Here is an 18,615-nt window from a genome sequence, read left to right on the forward strand (position 1 = left end):
GCGCCTGCCACGCACCCTCCGGACCGGCACCTGAAGCGAGCGCCTCCGGTGCTCCTGCGTCGGAGAGCGCCCCGGCCGGCCGGTGCCGACCGCGCCGGTCCACGGCCGCGGACGACCGGTCCCCGCAGCGCCGGTCAGCCGGCGTAGGGCCCTCGGACGAGGCTGTCTCCGGAGTGGTCGGGTTTGCCGTTGTAGGGCTGGACGGACACGTCCACGACGGAGTACTCGCGCAGGTCGATGTTGTTCGGCACCGGCAGGGACGCGCGGCCGTCGGGACCGAGCACGCCCATCGACACCAGTTTGGTGTGGGTGCGGTCCATCAGCCAGACCTCGAAGTAGCCGGAGGTCCGGGGGAGACCCTCGACGGTGATCCGGAGGGTGCGGTGACCGTCGTTGTCGCTCAGCCGGGCGTAGCCGGCCGAACTGGCCTGCAGCGACTGCAGGCGGCTGCCGTCGGCGACGGACGTGCCGGTACCGTCCCGGGTGACCCACCAGGTGATGGTGCTGCCCGCCGCCGCGCCCAGCAGGGCCGCGCAGGCGGCGAGGGCCACGCTGAAGCGGCCCAGTCGCCGCCGCTTCGCCGGGGTGGCGGGCTGCGGTGGCCTGCTGACCACGCCCGCGCCTGCGCCCGGGAGCAGAGCAGGCGGCTCGGGAGCGACCGCGTCCGCGGGCGGCGGCGGGTCAGGGTCCGCGGGCTGCCGGTCGAGCTGCAGTTCACTCGCGATCGCGTCCCACAGGCCGGGAGGCGGCGCGATCAGGTCGTCCTCGAGCGGGTCGGGTGTCTTCATCGTCGAGACCACGCGGCTCAGGGCGTCCAGCTCACGGGAGCACCGCGGGCAGGCGTGCACGTGCTCCTCGACCGGAGGGGACGGGCTCTCGCCGATCGCCATCAGTGCCAGTGTCTCTTCATCGGTGTGCTCCACCGTCCACCTCCAACCGGTTCTTCATGCGGATCAGCCCGCGTCGTGTGTGGCTCTTCACGGTGCCCAGCGGCATGCCCGTGCGTTCGGCGATCTGCGCCTGGGTGAGATCCTCGTAGAACGCCATTCTCAGTACTGTCCGCTGCTGTTCGGGAAGCTTTTCCAACTCGTCCGTCAGCAGGACGATGTCGAGCACGGACTCCGCCGGGCCCTCCTGCTGCGGAACGCCCGAGCCGGCCGCCGTGAGGACCGCCTCGATGTCTCTCAGGTGGCGGGAGCGCCGGGTGAGTTGGTCGGCCACCTTCTTGTGAGTGATGCCCATGAGCCAGGTCTTGAGCGATCCGCGCCGTGCGTCGTAGTTCTTCCGCCCGCGCCATGCTCCCACGAAGACCTGCTGGGTGACGTCCTTCGCCTCCTCGGGATCCCCCAGCTTGCGCGAGGCCACGGTGAAGACCAGTGCGCCCCAGCGGCGGTATGCCTCGTTGAGGCACGACTCGTCGCCGTCGGCGAAGCCGCGGCCCAGGTCCTCCTCCGAAACGGATTTCACAGGGGCCACGTTAGCGGCAAGAACCTGGGAACCGCCCCACAGTGACGTCACGTCGGAGCCTCCACGGCTGTGACGACCAGATTGTTCTGATATCCGCCGTCGTCGGGCCGGTAGGGGCCGGCGCACGTGATCAGGGTCAGGACCGCCGGTCCCTCCCTGCGGAACACTCCCGACGCCGCCAGGTCCTCTTTGCCGATCGTGCGGCGCGAGGTGACGCGGTACGCCACCCTGCTGCCGTCCTCGCGGTCGACCAGCACCCGGTCGCCCCTCCGGACGTCGTTGAGGGCCACCAGGACGCCCAGACCGCGGCCGTCGGAGTCCACGTGACCCACGACGACCGCCGAACCCTCGGACGCGCCGGGCGCCGGGGAGTAGCGGTACCAGCCCACCTGCTTCGGGTCCTGGGGGACCTGGACCTGCCCGTCGGACGCCACGCCCACCGGTACGACCTGGGCGCGCGCGTCGAGCCGGGGCAGCGACAGCCGTGACGGCGCTGACGGCTTCGCCGGGGCCGGCGAAGCCGTGCCGCGGGCCGGCTCGCCCGGCGCCGGCGTGGCGCCCTGCGTGCGGGCGGCGGCCTGCGGGACGCCGCTGGACGGTGCCGGGCCGAAGTCCTCGGGCCCGGGCCGGACGTGGACGAGCAGGACGACGGACACCACGAGCCCCAGCAGTGCCACCACCAGACCGGTGACGACCAAGTGCCGTGACCAAGGCTTGCTCATGCAGAAGTGACCTTTCCGCCGAGGGAAGCGCAGGGTGCCGTCGCCGGACGGAACGGTGACGGCACCCTGCTGGACGATGCGCCCTAGCGGGCCGACGCGCGCAGCCGGAACAGCAGGCCCGCGGCGCCGATCGCCGACACCGCGCCCAGCGCCAGGGCACCGAGCGGCACCCCTTCGTTGTGCGCCGCGGCTGCACCGCTCTCACCGGCCGGCACACCGCCGGGTGCCGAGTGCATACCGGTGAGGCTCTGGGTCTTGAGGGCCAGGTTCTTGTCGTCCGCGCTGCCCCAGGCGTACACCACCGTGTTGGTGCCCTCGGCCAGGTCCAGGTCGGCCGGACCGAGCGCCACGGTGTCGGTACCGGCCAGCACCACGTCCGCGGAGACCGTGCCGGCAGCCACCTCGCCCTTGGCCTCCTCGGGGTTCTCCAGGTCCTCGAACACGGGCTTCTCGCCGGCGCGGACGTCGACCGCGGGTGCGGCCGCGACATGGCGCACGGTCAGCCGGGCCTTGCCGGCGGGCACCTTGGACATGTCGTTCACGAAGGCGTCCAGGGCCGGTTCGCCGTCGGCCGTCAGGTGAGCCACCACCGTGGCGTTGGCGCCGGCGGGCACGTCGACCGTCTTCTCGACGGCGGGCTTGCCGTCCGGGCCTTCGCCGTCCTTGAAGATCTTGATGTCGTAGGATCCCGCGTCCAGCTTCAGCGGGTCGGTCAGCGTCCCCGGCTTGAAGTTCGGGATCAGTTCCTCGTCTCCCGCGTAGACGTCCACCGTCAGGCCCGGAACGGCGTGGAACACCGACACGGTGGCCTGGTCGGCGTCGGCGGCCTGCTGGGCGGCGAGGGCGGGGGCCCCAGCGGTGACGGACATGGCGACGACGATCCCTGCCACGGTGGCGCCCGCAACACGAGTGGTCATGGCGAGTTTCCCTTCCCGATCGGAGTGCTCGGCTCTGTGTGGGAACGCATTCCGCCGACCGGTCGGCCCTGGTTTCAACGAACGGCGACTTTTTTCGCGCGGGCTCGCATCCCCCGGCACGCGGGTGATCCCGAGCCGGCCGCACCGTAAGGGTTCCGTCATCTCCAGTGGGCTGCGGGGCGGCCGTCCTGCCGCGTTGAATGGGCAGAGACAGGCGGACTCCGAGGGAGCGAAGCACGATGAGGCGTGGACGGAAGCTACTGAGCGGACCACTGGTCCTCGCGGTACTGGTGGTGGCGGTGGCCGGGGTCGGCTTCGGGCTGTACTGGTTCCAGCCGTGGAAGCTGTGGCAGGACGAAACCGTCCAGGAGGCTCTGCCCGCAGCCGCGGCCCCCTCCGCGACGCCCTCGGCGCCGGGCGGGACCTCGACCCCGTCGGCGCGACCGCGGACGCTGGCGAGCGGTGACCTGATCAGCCACGAACACGCGACGTCGGGCACGGTGAAGCTGGTGCGGCTGACGGACGGCTCCCACGTGGTCCGGCTGGAGAACCTCGACACCAGCAACGGGCCCGACCTGCGCGTGTGGCTGACCGACGCGCCCGTGAAGGAGGGCAAGGCCGGCTGGCACGTCTTCGACGACGGGAAGCACGTCAGCCTGGGCAAGCTGAAGGGCAACAAGGGCAACCAGAACTACGTCCTGCCGGACGACGTCGACCCCGCTCGCTACACGAGCATCAGCATCTGGTGCGACCGCTTCGACGTCTCCTTCGGTGCGGCCGAACTCGCCCGCGCGTGAGGGCCACCGGCGACGGGATCTGCACTCCGGGACGATCAGCGCGCGGGCCGCGGGCCTGATCCCGCGATCGTCCGCCCGGTCGTCCGAGCCGGATTCCCGGGGGCGGCCTCCGTGAAGAAGTGCGCCCGGACCCGGTGCAGCCAGGCCTCGACCGGAGCTTCGTCGGGCTCGTCCGGAAGCACCGACGGGCCCGCGGCGAAGGCGTCCTCGTACTGCTGGAGCAGCGGTCGCGCGGCCGAGGAGTCGGCGGCGACGCGCTCGCCGAAAGCGACGTACTCCTCCGGATCCTCGACGCGGATCGTCAGCCGTCCCGTGGTGTAGAGCGCCAGGCCCTGGGTGCACAGCCGCTTCAGGTGCCGGGCGTGCTTGGCCGTGCGCTTGCGGGTGTCCGCGGAGAAGGAGCCGTCGCCGCGGGACTCCAGCCGCCGGAACTGCTGCGTGGCGTAGCCCAGGTAGGCGTCCCTGACGCGCCGGGCGGACAGGAACGCCGTCCGTATGCCGATGAGTTCGTCGCCGAGCGGGGTCCGCACCTCGTACAGGTCGTCCGGGAGCCACACCAGCTCCATCGCCGTCGGATTGCCGCCCAGCGCCAGCCGGCACCACTTGGCCGCCTCGTGCAGGGTGTGGTCCGGCGCCTTGCTGACATGTGACTCCTTGGGCGGGTGCAGACCGTGCAGCTGCGCCGTGGGCGCGGCGAACAGGCCGAGGCGGTCCACGTCGGAGCCCTCGTGGGCCAGGCCGTAGGCGGTCGATCCGACGATGCCGGAGAGCAGGACGTTGGGGACGGTCACGGGCGGCCGCCTTTCGCTTCTGGATACCGGGCCATTCTCCTGACGTGCGAAGACGAGGTCACCCGGTTTTGCGGCGGTGATCGCCGCGCCGGACGGCCGTGCGGACCCGCCCGGGCCCGCCCCGGGGGTGCATGCGCGCCCGGCTCCCGCGGCCTGCCCCGTCGTATCCTGCGGGTGTGGAGCTGCGCTTCGAGATACGCCGGTCGGACTCACCGTGGGTCGACAGCGTGTGGACCTGCACCAGCGAGCAGGTCACGACGATGACGGCGGTCGCGGGTGTGCGCTGGGGCCTGGTGTTCTGGGAGCAGGACGGCCGGTCCTGCGCGGCCGTGACCGGGCCGGAGACCCGGACGAGCACGGCGCCCGTGCCGGTCGGCGCCGTCTTCACCGGCATCGAGTTCGCCGTGGGCACCTCGCTGCGGGCGCTGTCCGCGCCGGAGCTGGTCGACGGCGGCGTGGAGCTACCCGACACCACACGCCGGACGTTCCGGCTGGACGGCGCCCGCTGGCAGACCCCGGGTGCCGATGACGCCGAGGCCCTGGTGGAGCGGCTGGTCAAGGCGGGGAGCGTGGGGCGCGACCCGCTGGTCACCGAGGTTCTGCGGGGTCACGAGCCGGCGGTGTCGGGACGGACCGTGGAGCGCCGCTTCCGGGCCGCCACCGGTCTGACGCGGGGCGCAGTCCGGCAGATCGAGCGGGCCCGTACGGCGGCGGAACTGCTGGCGGCCGGAGACTCGGCCGCCGACGTCGTCGCCAAGCTCGACTACTTCGATGAGCCGCACCTCGCGCGGGCGCTGCGCACCTACGTGGGCCGCACCGCCGGACAACTGCGCGACGGCACGGGCGGCGCGATCGCCCTCGACCTCGGTCAGCGCCTGACGTCGTAGACCAGCTTCAGGATTCCGTTGGAGTAACTCTCCGACTCGCGCAGCGACAGCATCTGCTTGTCCTGGTCGGCCCGGTGGAACAGGCTCTTGCCGGCGCCGAGCAGGACGGGGAAGACGAGCAGGTTGTACTGGTCGATCAGGCCCGCCTCCGACAGCCGCCGCGCCAGTTCGGCGCTTCCGTGGATGTAGATGAAGCCGCCCTCGCTCTCCTTCAGCTCGGCGACGTCCTGCGTCGTGCGCAGGATCGTCGACGGCCCCCACCCGTCGACGAGGGCGTCGTCCGGCAGCGTGCTCGACACCACGTACTTGGGGAGCTCCTTGTAGGAGGCGTGGTCCTCCGAGCCGGGCCAGACCGAGGCGAAGGCCTCGTAGCTGCGACGGCCGAACATCAGCGCCGTCGTGTCGGCGAGCTCCTCGGCCTTGAGCGACCAGGCTTCCGGCACGAACTCCAGATCCTTCACCACCCAGCCGCCGCTGCGGTGCCCCTCCTCGGGCCCCCCGGGCGAGTCCAGAACGCCGTCGAGCGACATGAAACCGGTGTAGACCAACTTACGCATGTGCGTCTCCTCATCACGGGCCGAGCTCCTGTGATCAGGCTAGGCCGCGCCCGGACCGGAGTCTTGGACGGAAACGACACGGGGTGGCGTGGAGTGCGGCGCGTCCTTCCCGGCGCTCGTCCGGGCGGGGCCGCACCCTCTCGAGCGGTCCTGGCGGACGAACTCCTCGACCGGAAGACGCGTACCGGTGCCCGATGGCACCGGTACGCGTCAACTCCGCTCGCGGACAGCAGAGTCGGCGTCGTTCACCGCGCCGCTCGGTCACCGTCCCCGGTCAACTCCTCAGGGAGCCCACGGCTTGAGCATGTCCTTCATCGCGTCCGCCATGGCGAACTGCAGCAGCGGACCGTAGGTGATGCGGCCCACACCGAGACGCCGGAAGCGCTCGAGGTCGTGCCTGACCGGGTGGGCCGTGGAGTTGACGGGGACGGTGACGGCGCCGGTCACGGCGGCGAGCAGCTCGTCGTTGTCCTGGATGCCCACCGGGTAGACGCTGTCGGCGCCGGCCTCCGCCAGAGCCCGCAGCCGCTCGATCGCCTCGTCGAGGACGCCGGCGGCGTCCTGCGCGTGCATGAAGAGGTCGGTGCGCCCGTTGATCCAGACCGGGACCCCCGCCTCGTCCGCCGCCGCGCGCAGGCCGGCGACGTAATCCGCGTGCTCCTCGGTGCTGCGCACACGGCCGCCGTCCGAGTGGACCGTGTCCTCGACGTTGAGGCCGACCCCGCCGACCTCGATGAGCCCGGCGACGAGATCGGCGGGCTTCTGCCCGTAGCCGGCCTCCAGGTCCACGGACACGGGGACGTCGACCGCCGCGATGATCGGCTCGACGGCGGCGAGCACCTCGGCGAAGGTCTGGCCCTCGTGGTCGTCGGCGCCCCGGGAGTCGGCCAGCGGATGGCTGCCGACCGTCAGTGCGGGGAACCCGGCGGCCACAGCCGTGCGCGCGGACCAGACGTCCCAGACGGTCGGCAGAACGAGCGGCTTGTGCTGGGCGTGCAGCTGCTTGAGGCGCTGGGCGCGCTCAACGGTGGTGTGAGAGTCCATGCCCGGGACGCTACACGGCTTCGCCGCGGACAACGCGCTGACAGCCGCTGACCGGTGAAAAGGCGACAGCCGAACCGGATCTCAACTTTTTTCGACGTCCGGTGAATCCAGGAGGGGAGGGGTCGCGGAATGCGTCCCCGTCAGAACGCTTCCTCGACATACAGGAGTTGCAATGATGCTCGCTCGTAGCGTGGTTGTGTCCGCGGCGGCCGTGGCGGTCGGCGCCATGGCCGTTTCCACCGCCTCGGCTGCCCCGCACAAGGTGCACGTCAAGCACGGCACGACGACGGTGACCGTCGCCCCGGCGGTGGCAGGGGCGCTGCTGTCGAACGGGATCGCGCCGATCGTGACCGCGCCCGGGAAGCCGGCGGCGGTGAAGGTGGACGGAAAGCTCACGCTGGCGGCCACGTACCCGGTGACCGGCGGCACCCTGAGCACCAAGCCGCTGGGCGGGACCATCAAGCACAAGGGCGGACTGAAGTTCACCAACGTCTTCAACGGCCGCTCCCTCCAGGTGAAGAACTTCACGATCGACCTCACCAAGGGCCGCCTGACCGGCCAGGTCGCCGGGACCACGACCCGGGTCCCGGTCTTCAAGCTCGACCTGTCGAAGGCCAGTGTGAAGGTCACCAAGCACCGCCTCAACGCCGAGAACGTCATCCTGAAGCTCACCCCTGAGGCGGCGGGCGCCCTCAACTCCACGCTGAAGACCAAGGTGTTCAGCCCGGGTCTCACGGTCGGCACGGCCAGCACCCACCCGACCTTCTGATCCCCGGCCTCGGGGGAGGCCCTACTTCCACCCTCGGCGTCCCGGGCGGGCCCTCAGGTTCCCGCCCGGGACGTTTCCGTGCCTCCTCCGCGGTCCGTCGGGAGTCCCCGTCCCCCGTTCGGCCTCCTGCCTGCATCCGATCCCCCTCGCCGCGGGGTAGAGGGTGACAGGCCGCCGGTGCACGGCGGGGCGGGCGAGACGGGAGGACGGCGATGGGCGGCCGGCGAGGACGTGGCATCGAGGACGTGGTCGTGGTGGGCGCGGGCGCGGCCGGACTGGCGTGCGCCCGGGATCTGTGCGCGCGGGGACTGCGGGTGCGCGTACGGGAGGCCGGGGACCGGGTCGGCGGGCGACTGCGCACCGACCGGGTGGAGGGGTGCGTCGTCGACGCCGGCTTCCAGGTGTTCAACACGGCCTACCCGCAGGTGCGGGGCAGGCTGCCGTTGCGTGAGCTGCGGCTGCGTCCCTTCACGCGGGGCTTCCTGCTGTGCGACGGCGATCGGCGGACGCGGTTCGCCGACCCGACCAAAGCACCCCGGCAGGCGCTGAGCGGACTGATGTCCGGCCTGGGCGGGCCGCGCGACATCGCCGCCCTGGCTGCCTTGACCGGGTTCGCCGCGCTGGGCCCCGCAGGACGGGTGCGGGACGTCCCGGACGTGTCCACGCGGCAGGCGCTCAGCCGGTACGGATTCCGCGACCCGTTCGTGGAGCGCTTCTTCCGGCCCTTCCTCTCCGGCGTGTTCCTGGAGGACGGCCTGGCGACCTCCGGCCGGTTCTTCCACCTGGTGTGGCGCAGCATGGCGCGGGGCACGCTGTGCCTGCCCGCCGCCGGGATCGGCGCCGTCCCCGACCTGCTCGCCTCCGCGCTGCCGCCCGGCACCGTCGCGCTGGAGTCCCCCGTCGCACAGCTGACGGACGAGGGGATCGTCGACGGTGACGGGCGCGTGGTGCCCGCACGCGCGGTGGTCGTCGCCACGGACGCGCACACAGCGGCGCGGCTCCTTCCGGGCCTCGCCGTGCCGCCGCACCGCACGGTCACCACCTACTACCACCTGGCGTCCCGTTCCCCGCTCGGCGAGCCGACCCTGATGACGGACGTGCGGCGGCGGTTCGCCAACAGCGTGGTGCTCAGCGAGGTCCACCCCGGGTACGCACCGCGGGGATACGCACTGGTGGCGACGTCGGTACTCGGCGGCGACGGCGACGGTCAGGAGAAGGCGGTCCGGGCGGCACTCGCGGAGTGCTACGGCACCGACACCGCGGGCTGGGAGCTGATCACCACCCGTACCGTCCCCGCGGCACTGCCGGCGATGGAGCCGCCGCTGCCGCTCAGCAGGCGGACCCGGGTGTCCGTGGGGCGGTACGTGTGCGGGGACCACCGGGCCACCGGGTCGCTCCAGGGAGCCCTCGCCTCGGGAGCCCGAGCGGCACGGGAAGTGGCCGCGGACCTGCTCTGAGCCGCCCTTTCCCCGTCCGGCGGCCCGAGGCCGCTCGGGCGCACGGGGTGTCGTCCTACCTGCGAGGTTGCTGTGAAAGTTGTGTCGTATCTTTGTTCCCACATTCATTCAATCGCATAGTGGGGCGACGTGGGACCGGAAGACAATACGAAGTTGCTGGTCGAGACTCTGACCTCGCATCGGGAGGAGTTCCTCACGCAGTGGAGCTCGGTCGTCGGTGAGGCGCTCCAGGGCAGGCTCAGCGTCGCCGAGATGCGCCGCGAACTGGGCGAGCTGTACGAGGCCGTTCTGGGCGCCCTGGCGGCGGGCGCACTCGACGCCGCGAGCGAGGCTTTTGGCGAGACCCGCAGCCTGCTGATCGAACTCTCCCGCAACCGGGCCCGGCAGGGATTCACGCCGACCGAGACCGCGATGAGCGTGTTCGCCCTCAAGCAGGTCCTCGAGCCGGCTCTGGCGAACGACGAGCACGGCACCCGGACCTATCTCCAGTTCGCCCGGCTCCTGGACCGTCTGGGTCTGCTGACGACCGAGGCGTACGTGCGCACGCGCGAGGAGATCATCTCCTCCCAGGCGGAGCAGCTCCTGGAGCTGTCGACGCCGGTGGTGCAGCTCTGGAACGGTGTCGTGGGCGTCCCGCTGGTGGGCACGCTCGATTCGGCGCGCACCCAGGTCGTCATGGAGAAGCTGCTGCAGACCCTGGTCGACACCGACTCCACGCACGCGATCATCGACATCACCGGTGTCCCCACCGTCGACACCCAGGTCGCGCAGCACCTGCTGAAGACCGTTGTCGCCGCACGCATGATGGGCGCCCAGTGCACGATCTCCGGCATCCGCCCGCAGATCGCCCAGACCATCGTTGCCCTGGGCATCCAGTTCGGTGACATCCCGACCAACGCCTCCCTGGCGGACGCTCTGCGTCAGGCCGTGAAGGAAGTGGCGAAGGACGCCGAGGACGACGTGCGGGGTCTGCTGTGACCGACCGCGTACCTGTCCTCAAGATCGGCGAGATCCTGCTCGTGTCCATCCAGGTCGACCTGGAGGACCAGATGGTGCTGGACCTGCAGGAGGATCTGTCGCAGCAGATCGTCAGCACGGGCGCGAAGGGTGTGGTCATCGACATCTCCGCCCTGGAGATCGTCGACTCCTTCGTCGGGCGCATGCTCGCGACCAACGCTTCCATCTCCCGCATGCTCGGCGCGGAGACGGTCGTCGTCGGGATGCGGCCGGCGGTGGCGATGACCCTCGTCGAACTCGGGCTGTCCCTGCAGGGGGTCCGCACCGCGCTCAACCTGGAGCGCGGAGTGAAGCTGCTGCGGCGTCTCAGCGCGTCCGCGCCAGGCCGCACATGAAGGACTACGTGAGCGGGAACGCGACGCTCGAAAGCGTTCCCGTGGCGAGCAGCCGGGATGTCGTCCAGGCCCGTCAGACCGTGCGCAACCTCGCCCTGAGCAGCGGGCTTTCGCTCGTCCACCAGACGAAACTCGTCACCGCGGCCAGCGAACTGGCGCGCAACATGCTGGTCTACGGCGGAGGAGGCGTCGTGCGGGCCGCCGCCGTGACGGACGTGGGCGGCCGCTGCGGGGTCTTCGTGGAGTTCCGCGACGAAGGCCCGGGCATCCCGGACGTGGAACTGGCGCTGACGGACGGCTGGTCCTCGGGCACCGGCATGGGGCTCGGCCTCAGCGGGGCCAAGCGGCTGGTCAACGAGTTCGACATCCGGACCGGCCCCGGAGGCACCGCCGTGAGCATTGTGATGTGGAACCGGTGAACTCCACCCTGGTCGCCGAGGCCGGCGACGTCCACTGGCTGCGCGCGGACGTCGCCCTGGCGGCGGCGGCGCGCCGCCAGGCCGGGCAGCTCGCCCGCAGCCTGGGGCTGCCCGAGGAGCAGGTCGCCCGGGTCGAACTGTGCGTGACGGAGATGGCGACGAACGTGCTGAAGTACGCGCACGACGGGTCCATGGCTCTGCGCGTCGTCCGTACCCGCGGCCGTGCCGCCGTCGAATGCCTCTCCCTCGACAGCGGCCCCGGCATCAGCAACCTCCAGCACGCCTTGCTGGACGGGACGTCCGCCTCCGGCAGTCTCGGCATCGGCATGGGCACCATCGCGCGCATGGCGGACACTTCCGGTGTCCATTCCCTGCCCGGCCGGGGCACCGTGGTGCAGGCGCGTTTCTGGGCCGACTCCGGCATCCCGGCGCCCGTGCCCGGGCCGCTGGACGCCGGCGGGCTGACGCGCCCGCTCGGCGGGGAGCAGACGTGCGGCGACACCTGGGCCGTGCGCACGGCGGACGGCCCCGACGCGCTGATGCTGATGATGTGCGACGGCCTGGGCCACGGGCCGCTGGCGGCACAGGCCGGCGACCGTGCCAGGAACGCCTTCCGCGACAGCCGCAGTGCCGCTCCCGCCGCCGTCCTGCAGGACGTGCACCTGGCACTGCGGAACACCCGGGGCGCGGCGGTGGCGATCGCGCTGGTCGAGCCCGCGGCCCAGCGCGTGCAGCTCAGCGGAGCCGGCAACATCGCGGCGCTGGTCGCGACGCCGAACGGCCGCACGGGGCTGCCGTCGCTCCCGGGCATCGCGGGTGTGCAGCTGCCGAGACCGCGCACCTTCGAGGCGGTTCTGCCGCCCGGTGCCGCCCTCGTCATGCACTCCGACGGCCTGAGCGACCGCTGGAAGCCCACGGACTTCCCCGGTCTCTTCGCGCACGACTCCTCCCTCGTCGCCGCTCAGATCTTCAGCCAGGCCGCGGTGCGCAGGGACGACGCCGGGATCGTCGTGGCCGTCCACAGACAGCCATGACGGCTCATCCGTCGGCCCGCGAGGTGTTCACGCTCGCCCTGCGGGAGGGCGGCGACGTGGTCACCCTGCGTCGCCGCACCCAGGCGGCGTGCCGCGCCCTGGACGTGACGGGCAGCCCTCTGGTGCGCCTGTCCACCGTCGTCAGCGAGGCCGGGGAGCACCTCCTCGGGGCGACCGGCCTGACCGCTCGGCTGGCCTTGGCCGAGCGGGCGGGTTCCGTCGTCGTGTCGCTCCGGTTCCGCTGGGGCGGCGCCCGCCGGCCTCCCGGCTCCCTGCTGACCGCCGCGGCCCGGCTGCTGGACGACTGCCGCACGACGCGAACGGACGAGGGCCACGAACTCGTGCTCGAGCAGCGTGCGGCCGCGCTCACGGAACCCCTGGAGGGTCTGGCGCACCGCATCCGCGACCGGCTCGTCGCCACCGACGGGGGCACCGACCTCATCGAGGCGCTCCGCTCCCAGAACCGCCAACTGCTGGCAGCACTGGAAGAGTCACAGCACCAGCAGGACGAACTGCAAAGACTCAACGCGGAGCTGGAGGAGACCAACAGCGGCGTCCTGGCGCTGTACTCGGAACTGGCGGGCGAACTGGAGGAGACCAACAGCGGCGTCGTCGCGCTCTACGCCGAGCTGGAGGACAAGACCAGGCAACTCGAGCAGGCCAACGAGTACAAGACCCGCTTCTGGGCCAACGTCAGCCACGAGTTGCGGTCGCCCGTCAACGCGGTCATCGCCCTGACCCGGCTCCTGCTCGCCCCCGAGGCGGAGCCGCTCACCGCCGAGCAGCGGCAGCAGGTCACGCTCGTGCACGCCTCCGGCAACACCCTCCTGGCACTCGTGGACGAACTGCTCGACGTCGCCAAAGCCGAAGCCGGCCGCCTGGAGCCGCACCTGGCCGACACGGACCTGCGTGCTCTCTTCCACCAGCTGCGCGGCACCCTGCAGAGCATGACGCAGCCCGGAGTGACCCTGCGCATCCCCGACCCCGTGGAGCACGGTGTGCTGGTCACCGACGAGGTGATGCTGACCAGGATCCTGCGCAACGTGCTGTCCAACGCCCTGAAGTTCACCACCGAGGGGTCGGTGACGCTGGACCTCACGGAGGAGGGCGCGGACGGCGGCCGCCGCTTCGTCTTCCGTGTCCGGGACACCGGCGTGGGCATCCCGCCCCAGGAGCGCGAGCGGGTGTTCGAGGAGTTCTACCAGGTCCCCGGCCGGCACCAGCGGGGGCGCACCGGCACGGGTCTCGGACTGCCGTACGCCCGCCGGCTGACGGAGGCGCTGGGCGGCACGCTGACCCTCGACAGCGAGACGGGACACGGCACACTGGTCGTCGTCGACGTCCCCGCCGCCGGCCCGCAGCCCCCGTTCCCCGAGGAGACCGAGGGGAGGGCACCCGCGGGTCGGGAGCGGTCACCGGAGCCGTCCGGCACACCGCGCCCGGGCGCACTCGCGCCGGCAGGACCCATGGCCCAGTGGTCCGTGGTGATCGTCGACGACGACCGGGCGTTCCTGGCCGGCTTCCGCACGCTCATCGGCCGACTCGTCGCCTCCGTCACCTGTGTCACCGACAGCGACAGAGCCATCGACACCATCCGGAGCGAGCGCCCCGACGCGGTCCTCCTCGACCTGGACATGCCCGGTCTCGACGGCTACGACGTACGGCGCCTGCTGGCCGCCGACGCGCTCACGGCCGACATCCCCGTGGTCGTCCTGACCGCCGCGGACCCGCAGGACGTGACTGTCTCCCGGCTCCAGCCTGTGCGCGCCGTCCTGAACAAGGGACGGGTCACCGCTGCGGACGTCACCGCCGCCCTGACCCGTCCCGGCGCCGCGGCCGGGTCCCAGCCGACCCCCCGCCCCCTGCCGCCGTACCCGCACGAGGAAGACCGATGACCCAGCACTCCGACGACCAGGCTCCGGCCCACATCCTGGTGGTGGACGACGACCCGACCAATCGGTACGTCCTGTCCACCACGCTGGGGCGGGCCGGGCACCGGGTGACCACGGCGGACGACGGCACGCGCGCGCTCGAACTGCTCCGCCGCCCCGGCGAACTGCCGGAGATCGCCATCGTCGACGTACGGCTGCCCGACATGAGCGGCTTCGAGGTGTGCGAGCACATCAAGGACACCCCGGCCACCGCGGCGATACCGGTGATCAACATCTCGGCCTCGGCCATCACGGTGGACGACCGGACACGAGGGCTCTACCGCGGTGCGGACGCCTACCTCGTCGAGCCCATCGCCCCCGGTGAACTGCTCGCCACCGTCACGGCCACGCTGCGATACGCCCGCGCCCGGCGCCGGGCGGAACTCCTCGCGGACCGGCTGCGCCTGCTCAACCGCGCCACCCTGGCCGTCTACAGCGCCACGACCGCACACGAGCTGATCAAGGCCACGGCCGAGGGGGCCGCGTCCATCCTCCGGTGCGAGGTCGCCGTGTTCCTCAGCACTCCGCAGGGCAGCGCCCTGGCCGCCCACACCCGCGACGAGCCGGAGGGGACCCCGCGGGCCGCCGAGGCGCGGGTGCAGCCCGTCCCGGCCCTCGACGAACGCCCCGACGCCTGGACGGACCTCGCCGGCGGCCGGCCCGACCCGGCCTGGCTGCCGCCCCGGCTGAAGAATCTCGTACGACGGCACACGGTCGTCGGCCCCGCCAAGTCCGAGCGGCCTCCCGTCGTCATCGTCGTCCCCGCCGACGCCACCACCCCCGACGACGACCAGTTGCTCCACCAACTCGCCCGGGCCAGCGGTCTCGCACTGGAGGCGCTGCGCAGTTACAGCGAGGAGCACGCCCTCGCCCTGACGCTCCAGCGCAGCTTCCTGCCCGAGAACCTGCCGCGGACGGCACGGGCCGACCTGGCCGTCCGCTACCTGCCCGCCGGCGAGCGCACCGAGATCGGCGGCGACTTCTACGAGGCGATCAGCACCGCCGGCGGGCTGGTGGTCGCGGTCGGGGACGTGGCGGGGCACTCGCTCGACGCCGCCATGGTCATGGGCCAGGTGCGGCACGCGCTCCGCGCCTACGCCCTCGAGGGGCACCCGCCCCACGTGATCCTCTCCCGCCTCGACCACCTGCTCGCCTCCGTGCAGCCGGGCACCGCCGTCACCCTGTGCGTCGTTCTGATCGACTACGCGTCGGACGTCCTCCACATCGCGAACGCGGGGCATCTTCCGCCCCTGCTGCGCTCTCCCGACGGCGGCACCGTCTTCGTGGACGAGCACGGACCCATGCTCGGCCTCGGCCTGCCGCACCCGCCGGCGCACCGGGTCAGCGTCGAGACCGGCAGTCTGCTGCTGCTCGTCACCGACGGTCTGATCGAGCGCCGCCACGTGCACCTGCAGGATTCCCTGGACGCCCTGGCCCGCGTGCTGGCCGAGGCCCCGCAGGCGCCCGAGGACGTGTGCGCCGCCCTGCTCGACCGCATCCCCCCGGACGGCAGCGACGACATCGCCATCATGGCCGTACAGCTCAACGCGCCACACGCCGCCGCCGAGCGGGGATAGCGGGCGCAGAGGGCCGCTCCGCCCGCGCCCTACGGCGGGGGGACTTCGTGCAGGGGCCTGCCGCTGATCGTCATGACGGTGTCCAGCCCGAGGCGGGTGAGCAACGAGTGGTGATGGTCGCTCAGTCCCCTCACGGCCACGGAGCCACGCAAGGCCGCCAGGCGCTGGTACCAGCTGACGAGGGCGGTGATCCCCGTCGAGTCGATGAACAGCATGCGGGAGGCGTCGAGCGTCAGGTGCCGGCACCCCTCGTTGATCATCCGGTCGACCTCGGCGCGCAGCGAGGGCGTCGAATAGAGGTCGACGTCCACGGGAAGGGCCCCGGTGACGTGGTCACCGGTGCGCTCGACGATGTGGAGCACCGCTGTACCCTCCCCGTGCGCGGACTCGGGTCACCGCGCTCACGGGAGCACGCCGGCGACCTCTCACAGAACCGGATCACACGTTACTAGCGGCGGCGCGCCGGCGACAGCGGGGAGCTGATCGCAGGAGTCCGTCGGCTGCCTGCCGCACCCCCTGGGGTCCGACGTTTTCGCACGCCTTCGCCCAACGAGTTGCCAGAGGGGGTCCCGATGCGGGACGGTTGCCGCACGACAACTTTTTCGGACGGCAAGGAAGGTGGTGAGGCGCGCTTCCCGCGTGCCTCCAGTTGTGACTGCGCCCCGCAGCGTTTCCGCCATTGATCCCGAGGCCGGCCGGCATGTCGACCCCTTGTGGCTCAACGCCCCCTGTCCCGTACTGGTCACCGACCGGCACGGCTGTCTGGCGCACGTCAACGACGCCGCCCGGCTGATCCTGCCGGACGCCGCCCGCGGCGCCCGCTTCACCGAGCACGTACCCGAATGGCTCGCCGAGGCCCACCTGCAGGTGCGCGACGCCGCGGGGGCCGGCCCCGCTGCCGACACGCCTCACGGAACCGTCGGCGACCGCCACTTCTCCGCGCACGCCACCCGCGCAGCCGACGGCGACGTGGTGTGGTGGCTGATGGACGACACCGACCGCCGCCTGGCCGAGGAGGCGCTCGGCGAAGCGCAGCGGCGCTCCGAGGTGCTGTCGGCGGCCTCCAGCATGCTGCTGTCCACGCTGAACGTGTCACGGTGCACGGAGCTGGCCGCTTCCATGGCCGCGGAACACCTCGCCGAGGCCGCCGTCCTGATCGCCCCGCCGCAAGGCCGCCGCCACCCCCTCACCTACGCCAGCCGGGGCGGGGCCCCCGTGCACACCACCAAGCAGGTCGACATCGCGGGCGTTCCCGGGCTGAGAGAGGCGCTCCAGGGCTTCCCGCCCGTGCCGGCGCGCTGGATCGACCCCGCAGGCATCCCCGCCTGGGCCATCCCCGACGGCTTCGCCGGTCCCGCCGGCTCCGTCATCGTCGCACCGCTGCCCGGGCACGGCGTCCCCGCCGGCGCGCTCATCCTGCTGCGCTCGAGCACGGAACAGGCCTTCACCGAAGGGGAGGAGGTCTTCGCCCGCCTGTTCGCCGCGCGCGCCGGGGCGGCCCTGTCCGCCGCCCGCCTCTACACGGAGCAGGCCACGATCACCACCGCACTGATGCAGGACCTGCTGCCGCCCGCCCTGCACACCGTGCACGGCGTGGACTACGCCGGCAGCTACCGCACCTCGGCCGACCACGAGCGGATCGGCGGGGACTTCTACGACGTCCACCCCGGGACCGGCCCCTCCGAGGAGACCCTGGCGGTGCTCGGGGACGTGGCCGGCAAGGGCCTGGAGGCGGCGGTCCTCACCGGAAAGATCCGCAACACCCTGCACGCGCTGCTGCCCCTGGCCGAGGACCACGAGCGCATCCTCAACCTCCTCAACCGCGCCCTGCTCAACTCCCACCACACGCGCTTCGCCACTCTCGCCCTGGTCTCCGTCCGCCGCCGCGGCGGCAGGGCGCAGCTGAGGCTGACCAGCGCCGGGCACCTGCCTCCTCTCATCGTCCGCGGCGACGGCACCGTGGAGGAGGTCGACACCCGGGGCACCCTGGTCGGGGCGCTGCCCGCCGTCACCGCGCGCACGGTCACGAGAGTCCTCGCACCGGGGGACACCTGCCTGCTCTACACCGACGGCATCACCGAGGCCCGCGGCGGCCCGACAGGCGAGGAACTCTTCGGTGAGATCCGATTGCATCGGGCCCTCGCCGAATGCGCGGGCATGCCCGCCGAAGCGGTGGTCGAGCGCGTGCAGATGCTGGCGGCGCAGTGGCTGAACAGCGGCCGCCACGACGACATGGCCGTCATGGCCATCACCGCGCCGAGGACAGGAGCGCTGAGCATCGTCGACGGGGGGCCGACGAGGAGAAACAGACCATGACCCACCCCAGCGCGGCAACCGCCCCCGGAGCCGCCCGAACCCGCGCAGCCCCGGGCGCCGCCGAAGCGGCGGCGAGCCCGCACACCGGCAGCACAGCACCCCGCCCCGTCCCCGGCCCCCCACCCACACGTATGACGCATCTGCCACCCAGACCCTTCACCCTGACCGTCTTCCGCGACCCCCGCACCCTGACCGTCGGCGTCGGCGGCGAACTGGACCACGACACCGGCGACGACCTTCTCCACGAGGTCACCACTCGACTGACGGCGTACCACCCACCGCCCCGCGACGTCCGGCTCGACTTCCGCGAGCTGACGTTCATCGACTCCTCGGGACTGGCGGTCCTGTTGATGATCCACCGCCACGCCGGTGCCCTCGGCGCCACCCTGCACCTGGACCACCGGCCCGCCCACCTGGAGCGCATGCTGCACGTCACGAACGTCCTCGACCATCTCACCGCGCCACCCGCCCGCACCGGGGTGCTGCGCACGGAAGAAGGCGAAGGCTTCAGCGGAACAGGTGTCCCCTGATCACCACTGGGCCGCCGAGCCCGCTGCCGGGCGACATCGCCGCCCTCC

20 protein-coding genes are annotated in these 18,615 nt (G+C 72.1%); 12 read left to right on the top strand and 8 right to left on the bottom strand.

Features of this window, described 5'->3' with window-relative positions; all coding sequences use genetic code 11:
* Positions 1 to 134 precede the first annotated feature (134 nt).
* From ACFYWG_RS10325 to ACFYWG_RS10340, 4 genes are all read right to left on the bottom strand, one after another.
* On the bottom strand, positions 135 to 923 hold the full coding sequence (locus ACFYWG_RS10325; RefSeq protein WP_383511663.1) for an anti-sigma factor: 789 nt from the start codon (positions 921 to 923) through the stop codon (positions 135 to 137).
* Positions 907 to 1,467, bottom strand: a complete 561-nt coding sequence (locus ACFYWG_RS10330; protein ID WP_383511661.1) for an RNA polymerase sigma factor — start codon at positions 1,465 to 1,467, stop codon at positions 907 to 909. The genes ACFYWG_RS10325 and ACFYWG_RS10330 overlap by 17 nt, the downstream gene beginning before the upstream one ends.
* A gap of 47 nt (positions 1,468 to 1,514) precedes the next feature.
* Complete coding sequence (locus ACFYWG_RS10335; protein ID WP_389200516.1) at positions 1,515 to 2,189, bottom strand: sortase domain-bontaining protein; 675 nt, start codon at positions 2,187 to 2,189, stop codon at positions 1,515 to 1,517.
* 83 nt (positions 2,190 to 2,272) lie between these two features.
* Positions 2,273 to 3,106: a DUF4397 domain-containing protein gene (locus tag ACFYWG_RS10340; protein WP_383511657.1), complete on the bottom strand. Its 834-nt coding sequence runs from the start codon at positions 3,104 to 3,106 to the stop codon at positions 2,273 to 2,275.
* 239 nt (positions 3,107 to 3,345) lie between these two features.
* Here ACFYWG_RS10340 and ACFYWG_RS10345 point away from each other — a divergent pair, with 239 nt between their 5' ends.
* A complete protein-coding gene (locus ACFYWG_RS10345; protein ID WP_389200519.1) occupies positions 3,346 to 3,903 on the top strand; it encodes a DM13 domain-containing protein in 558 nt (185 codons plus the stop codon).
* Between the two features lie 35 nt (positions 3,904 to 3,938).
* Here ACFYWG_RS10345 and ACFYWG_RS10350 read toward each other — a convergent pair whose 3' ends face one another.
* A complete protein-coding gene (locus ACFYWG_RS10350; RefSeq protein ID WP_385418217.1) occupies positions 3,939 to 4,694 on the bottom strand; it encodes a DNA polymerase beta superfamily protein in 756 nt (251 codons plus the stop codon).
* A gap of 176 nt (positions 4,695 to 4,870) precedes the next feature.
* Here ACFYWG_RS10350 and ACFYWG_RS10355 point away from each other — a divergent pair, with 176 nt between their 5' ends.
* On the top strand, positions 4,871 to 5,581 hold the full coding sequence (locus tag ACFYWG_RS10355; protein ID WP_385418220.1) for a helix-turn-helix domain-containing protein: 711 nt from the start codon (positions 4,871 to 4,873) through the stop codon (positions 5,579 to 5,581).
* Here the strand turns inward: ACFYWG_RS10355 and ACFYWG_RS10360 are convergent.
* Both ACFYWG_RS10360 and ACFYWG_RS10365 read right to left on the bottom strand, forming a co-directional pair.
* Positions 5,563 to 6,138, bottom strand: coding sequence for a dihydrofolate reductase family protein (locus tag ACFYWG_RS10360; RefSeq protein WP_389200521.1), 576 nt, complete (start codon positions 6,136 to 6,138; stop codon positions 5,563 to 5,565). The genes ACFYWG_RS10355 and ACFYWG_RS10360 overlap by 19 nt on opposite strands.
* A gap of 282 nt (positions 6,139 to 6,420) precedes the next feature.
* Positions 6,421 to 7,182, bottom strand: coding sequence for an isocitrate lyase/phosphoenolpyruvate mutase family protein (locus ACFYWG_RS10365; protein ID WP_383509982.1), 762 nt, complete (start codon positions 7,180 to 7,182; stop codon positions 6,421 to 6,423).
* 172 nt (positions 7,183 to 7,354) lie between these two features.
* Here ACFYWG_RS10365 and ACFYWG_RS10370 point away from each other — a divergent pair, with 172 nt between their 5' ends.
* From ACFYWG_RS10370 to ACFYWG_RS10405, 8 genes are all read left to right on the top strand, one after another.
* On the top strand, positions 7,355 to 7,951 hold the full coding sequence (locus ACFYWG_RS10370; protein WP_389200524.1) for a hypothetical protein: 597 nt from the start codon (positions 7,355 to 7,357) through the stop codon (positions 7,949 to 7,951).
* 212 nt (positions 7,952 to 8,163) lie between these two features.
* Entirely contained in the window at positions 8,164 to 9,408 is a 1,245-nt protein-coding gene (locus tag ACFYWG_RS10375; RefSeq protein WP_389200526.1) for an FAD-dependent oxidoreductase, read from the top strand.
* Between the two features lie 153 nt (positions 9,409 to 9,561).
* Positions 9,562 to 10,386 carry an STAS domain-containing protein gene (locus ACFYWG_RS10380; protein ID WP_383509973.1) on the top strand — a complete coding sequence of 275 codons (825 nt, stop codon included), beginning with the start codon at positions 9,562 to 9,564 and terminating at the stop codon, positions 10,384 to 10,386.
* Positions 10,383 to 10,760: an STAS domain-containing protein gene (locus tag ACFYWG_RS10385; protein WP_383509970.1), complete on the top strand. Its 378-nt coding sequence runs from the start codon at positions 10,383 to 10,385 to the stop codon at positions 10,758 to 10,760. Before ACFYWG_RS10380 ends, ACFYWG_RS10385 begins: the two co-directional genes overlap by 4 nt.
* Positions 10,757 to 11,179 (top strand): anti-sigma regulatory factor, encoded by a 423-nt coding sequence (locus ACFYWG_RS10390; RefSeq protein ID WP_383509968.1) that lies wholly within the window; start codon positions 10,757 to 10,759, stop codon positions 11,177 to 11,179. Before ACFYWG_RS10385 ends, ACFYWG_RS10390 begins: the two co-directional genes overlap by 4 nt.
* Positions 11,176 to 12,213, top strand: a complete 1,038-nt coding sequence (locus tag ACFYWG_RS10395) for an ATP-binding SpoIIE family protein phosphatase (RefSeq protein WP_389200529.1) — start codon at positions 11,176 to 11,178, stop codon at positions 12,211 to 12,213. The genes ACFYWG_RS10390 and ACFYWG_RS10395 overlap by 4 nt, the downstream gene beginning before the upstream one ends.
* A complete protein-coding gene (locus tag ACFYWG_RS10400) occupies positions 12,210 to 14,108 on the top strand; it encodes an ATP-binding protein (protein ID WP_385418236.1) in 1,899 nt (632 codons plus the stop codon). Before ACFYWG_RS10395 ends, ACFYWG_RS10400 begins: the two co-directional genes overlap by 4 nt.
* Entirely contained in the window at positions 14,105 to 15,721 is a 1,617-nt protein-coding gene (locus tag ACFYWG_RS10405; RefSeq protein WP_389200531.1) for a SpoIIE family protein phosphatase, read from the top strand. Before ACFYWG_RS10400 ends, ACFYWG_RS10405 begins: the two co-directional genes overlap by 4 nt.
* A 29-nt stretch (positions 15,722 to 15,750) precedes the next feature.
* Here ACFYWG_RS10405 and ACFYWG_RS10410 read toward each other — a convergent pair whose 3' ends face one another.
* Complete coding sequence (locus ACFYWG_RS10410; protein WP_389200533.1) at positions 15,751 to 16,083, bottom strand: STAS domain-containing protein; 333 nt, start codon at positions 16,081 to 16,083, stop codon at positions 15,751 to 15,753.
* A gap of 289 nt (positions 16,084 to 16,372) precedes the next feature.
* On the opposite strand from ACFYWG_RS10410, the gene ACFYWG_RS10415 reads away from it, so the two are divergent.
* Complete coding sequence (locus ACFYWG_RS10415; protein WP_389200535.1) at positions 16,373 to 18,037, top strand: SpoIIE family protein phosphatase; 1,665 nt, start codon at positions 16,373 to 16,375, stop codon at positions 18,035 to 18,037.
* 131 nt (positions 18,038 to 18,168) lie between these two features.
* Entirely contained in the window at positions 18,169 to 18,567 is a 399-nt protein-coding gene (locus tag ACFYWG_RS10420) for an STAS domain-containing protein (protein ID WP_385418247.1), read from the top strand.
* Positions 18,568 to 18,615: the final 48 nt, after the last annotated feature.

This window comes from Streptomyces sp. NPDC003456 (genome assembly GCF_042878735.1).
In the GTDB taxonomy this organism is placed as follows: Bacteria; Actinomycetota; Actinomycetes; order Streptomycetales; family Streptomycetaceae; genus Streptomyces.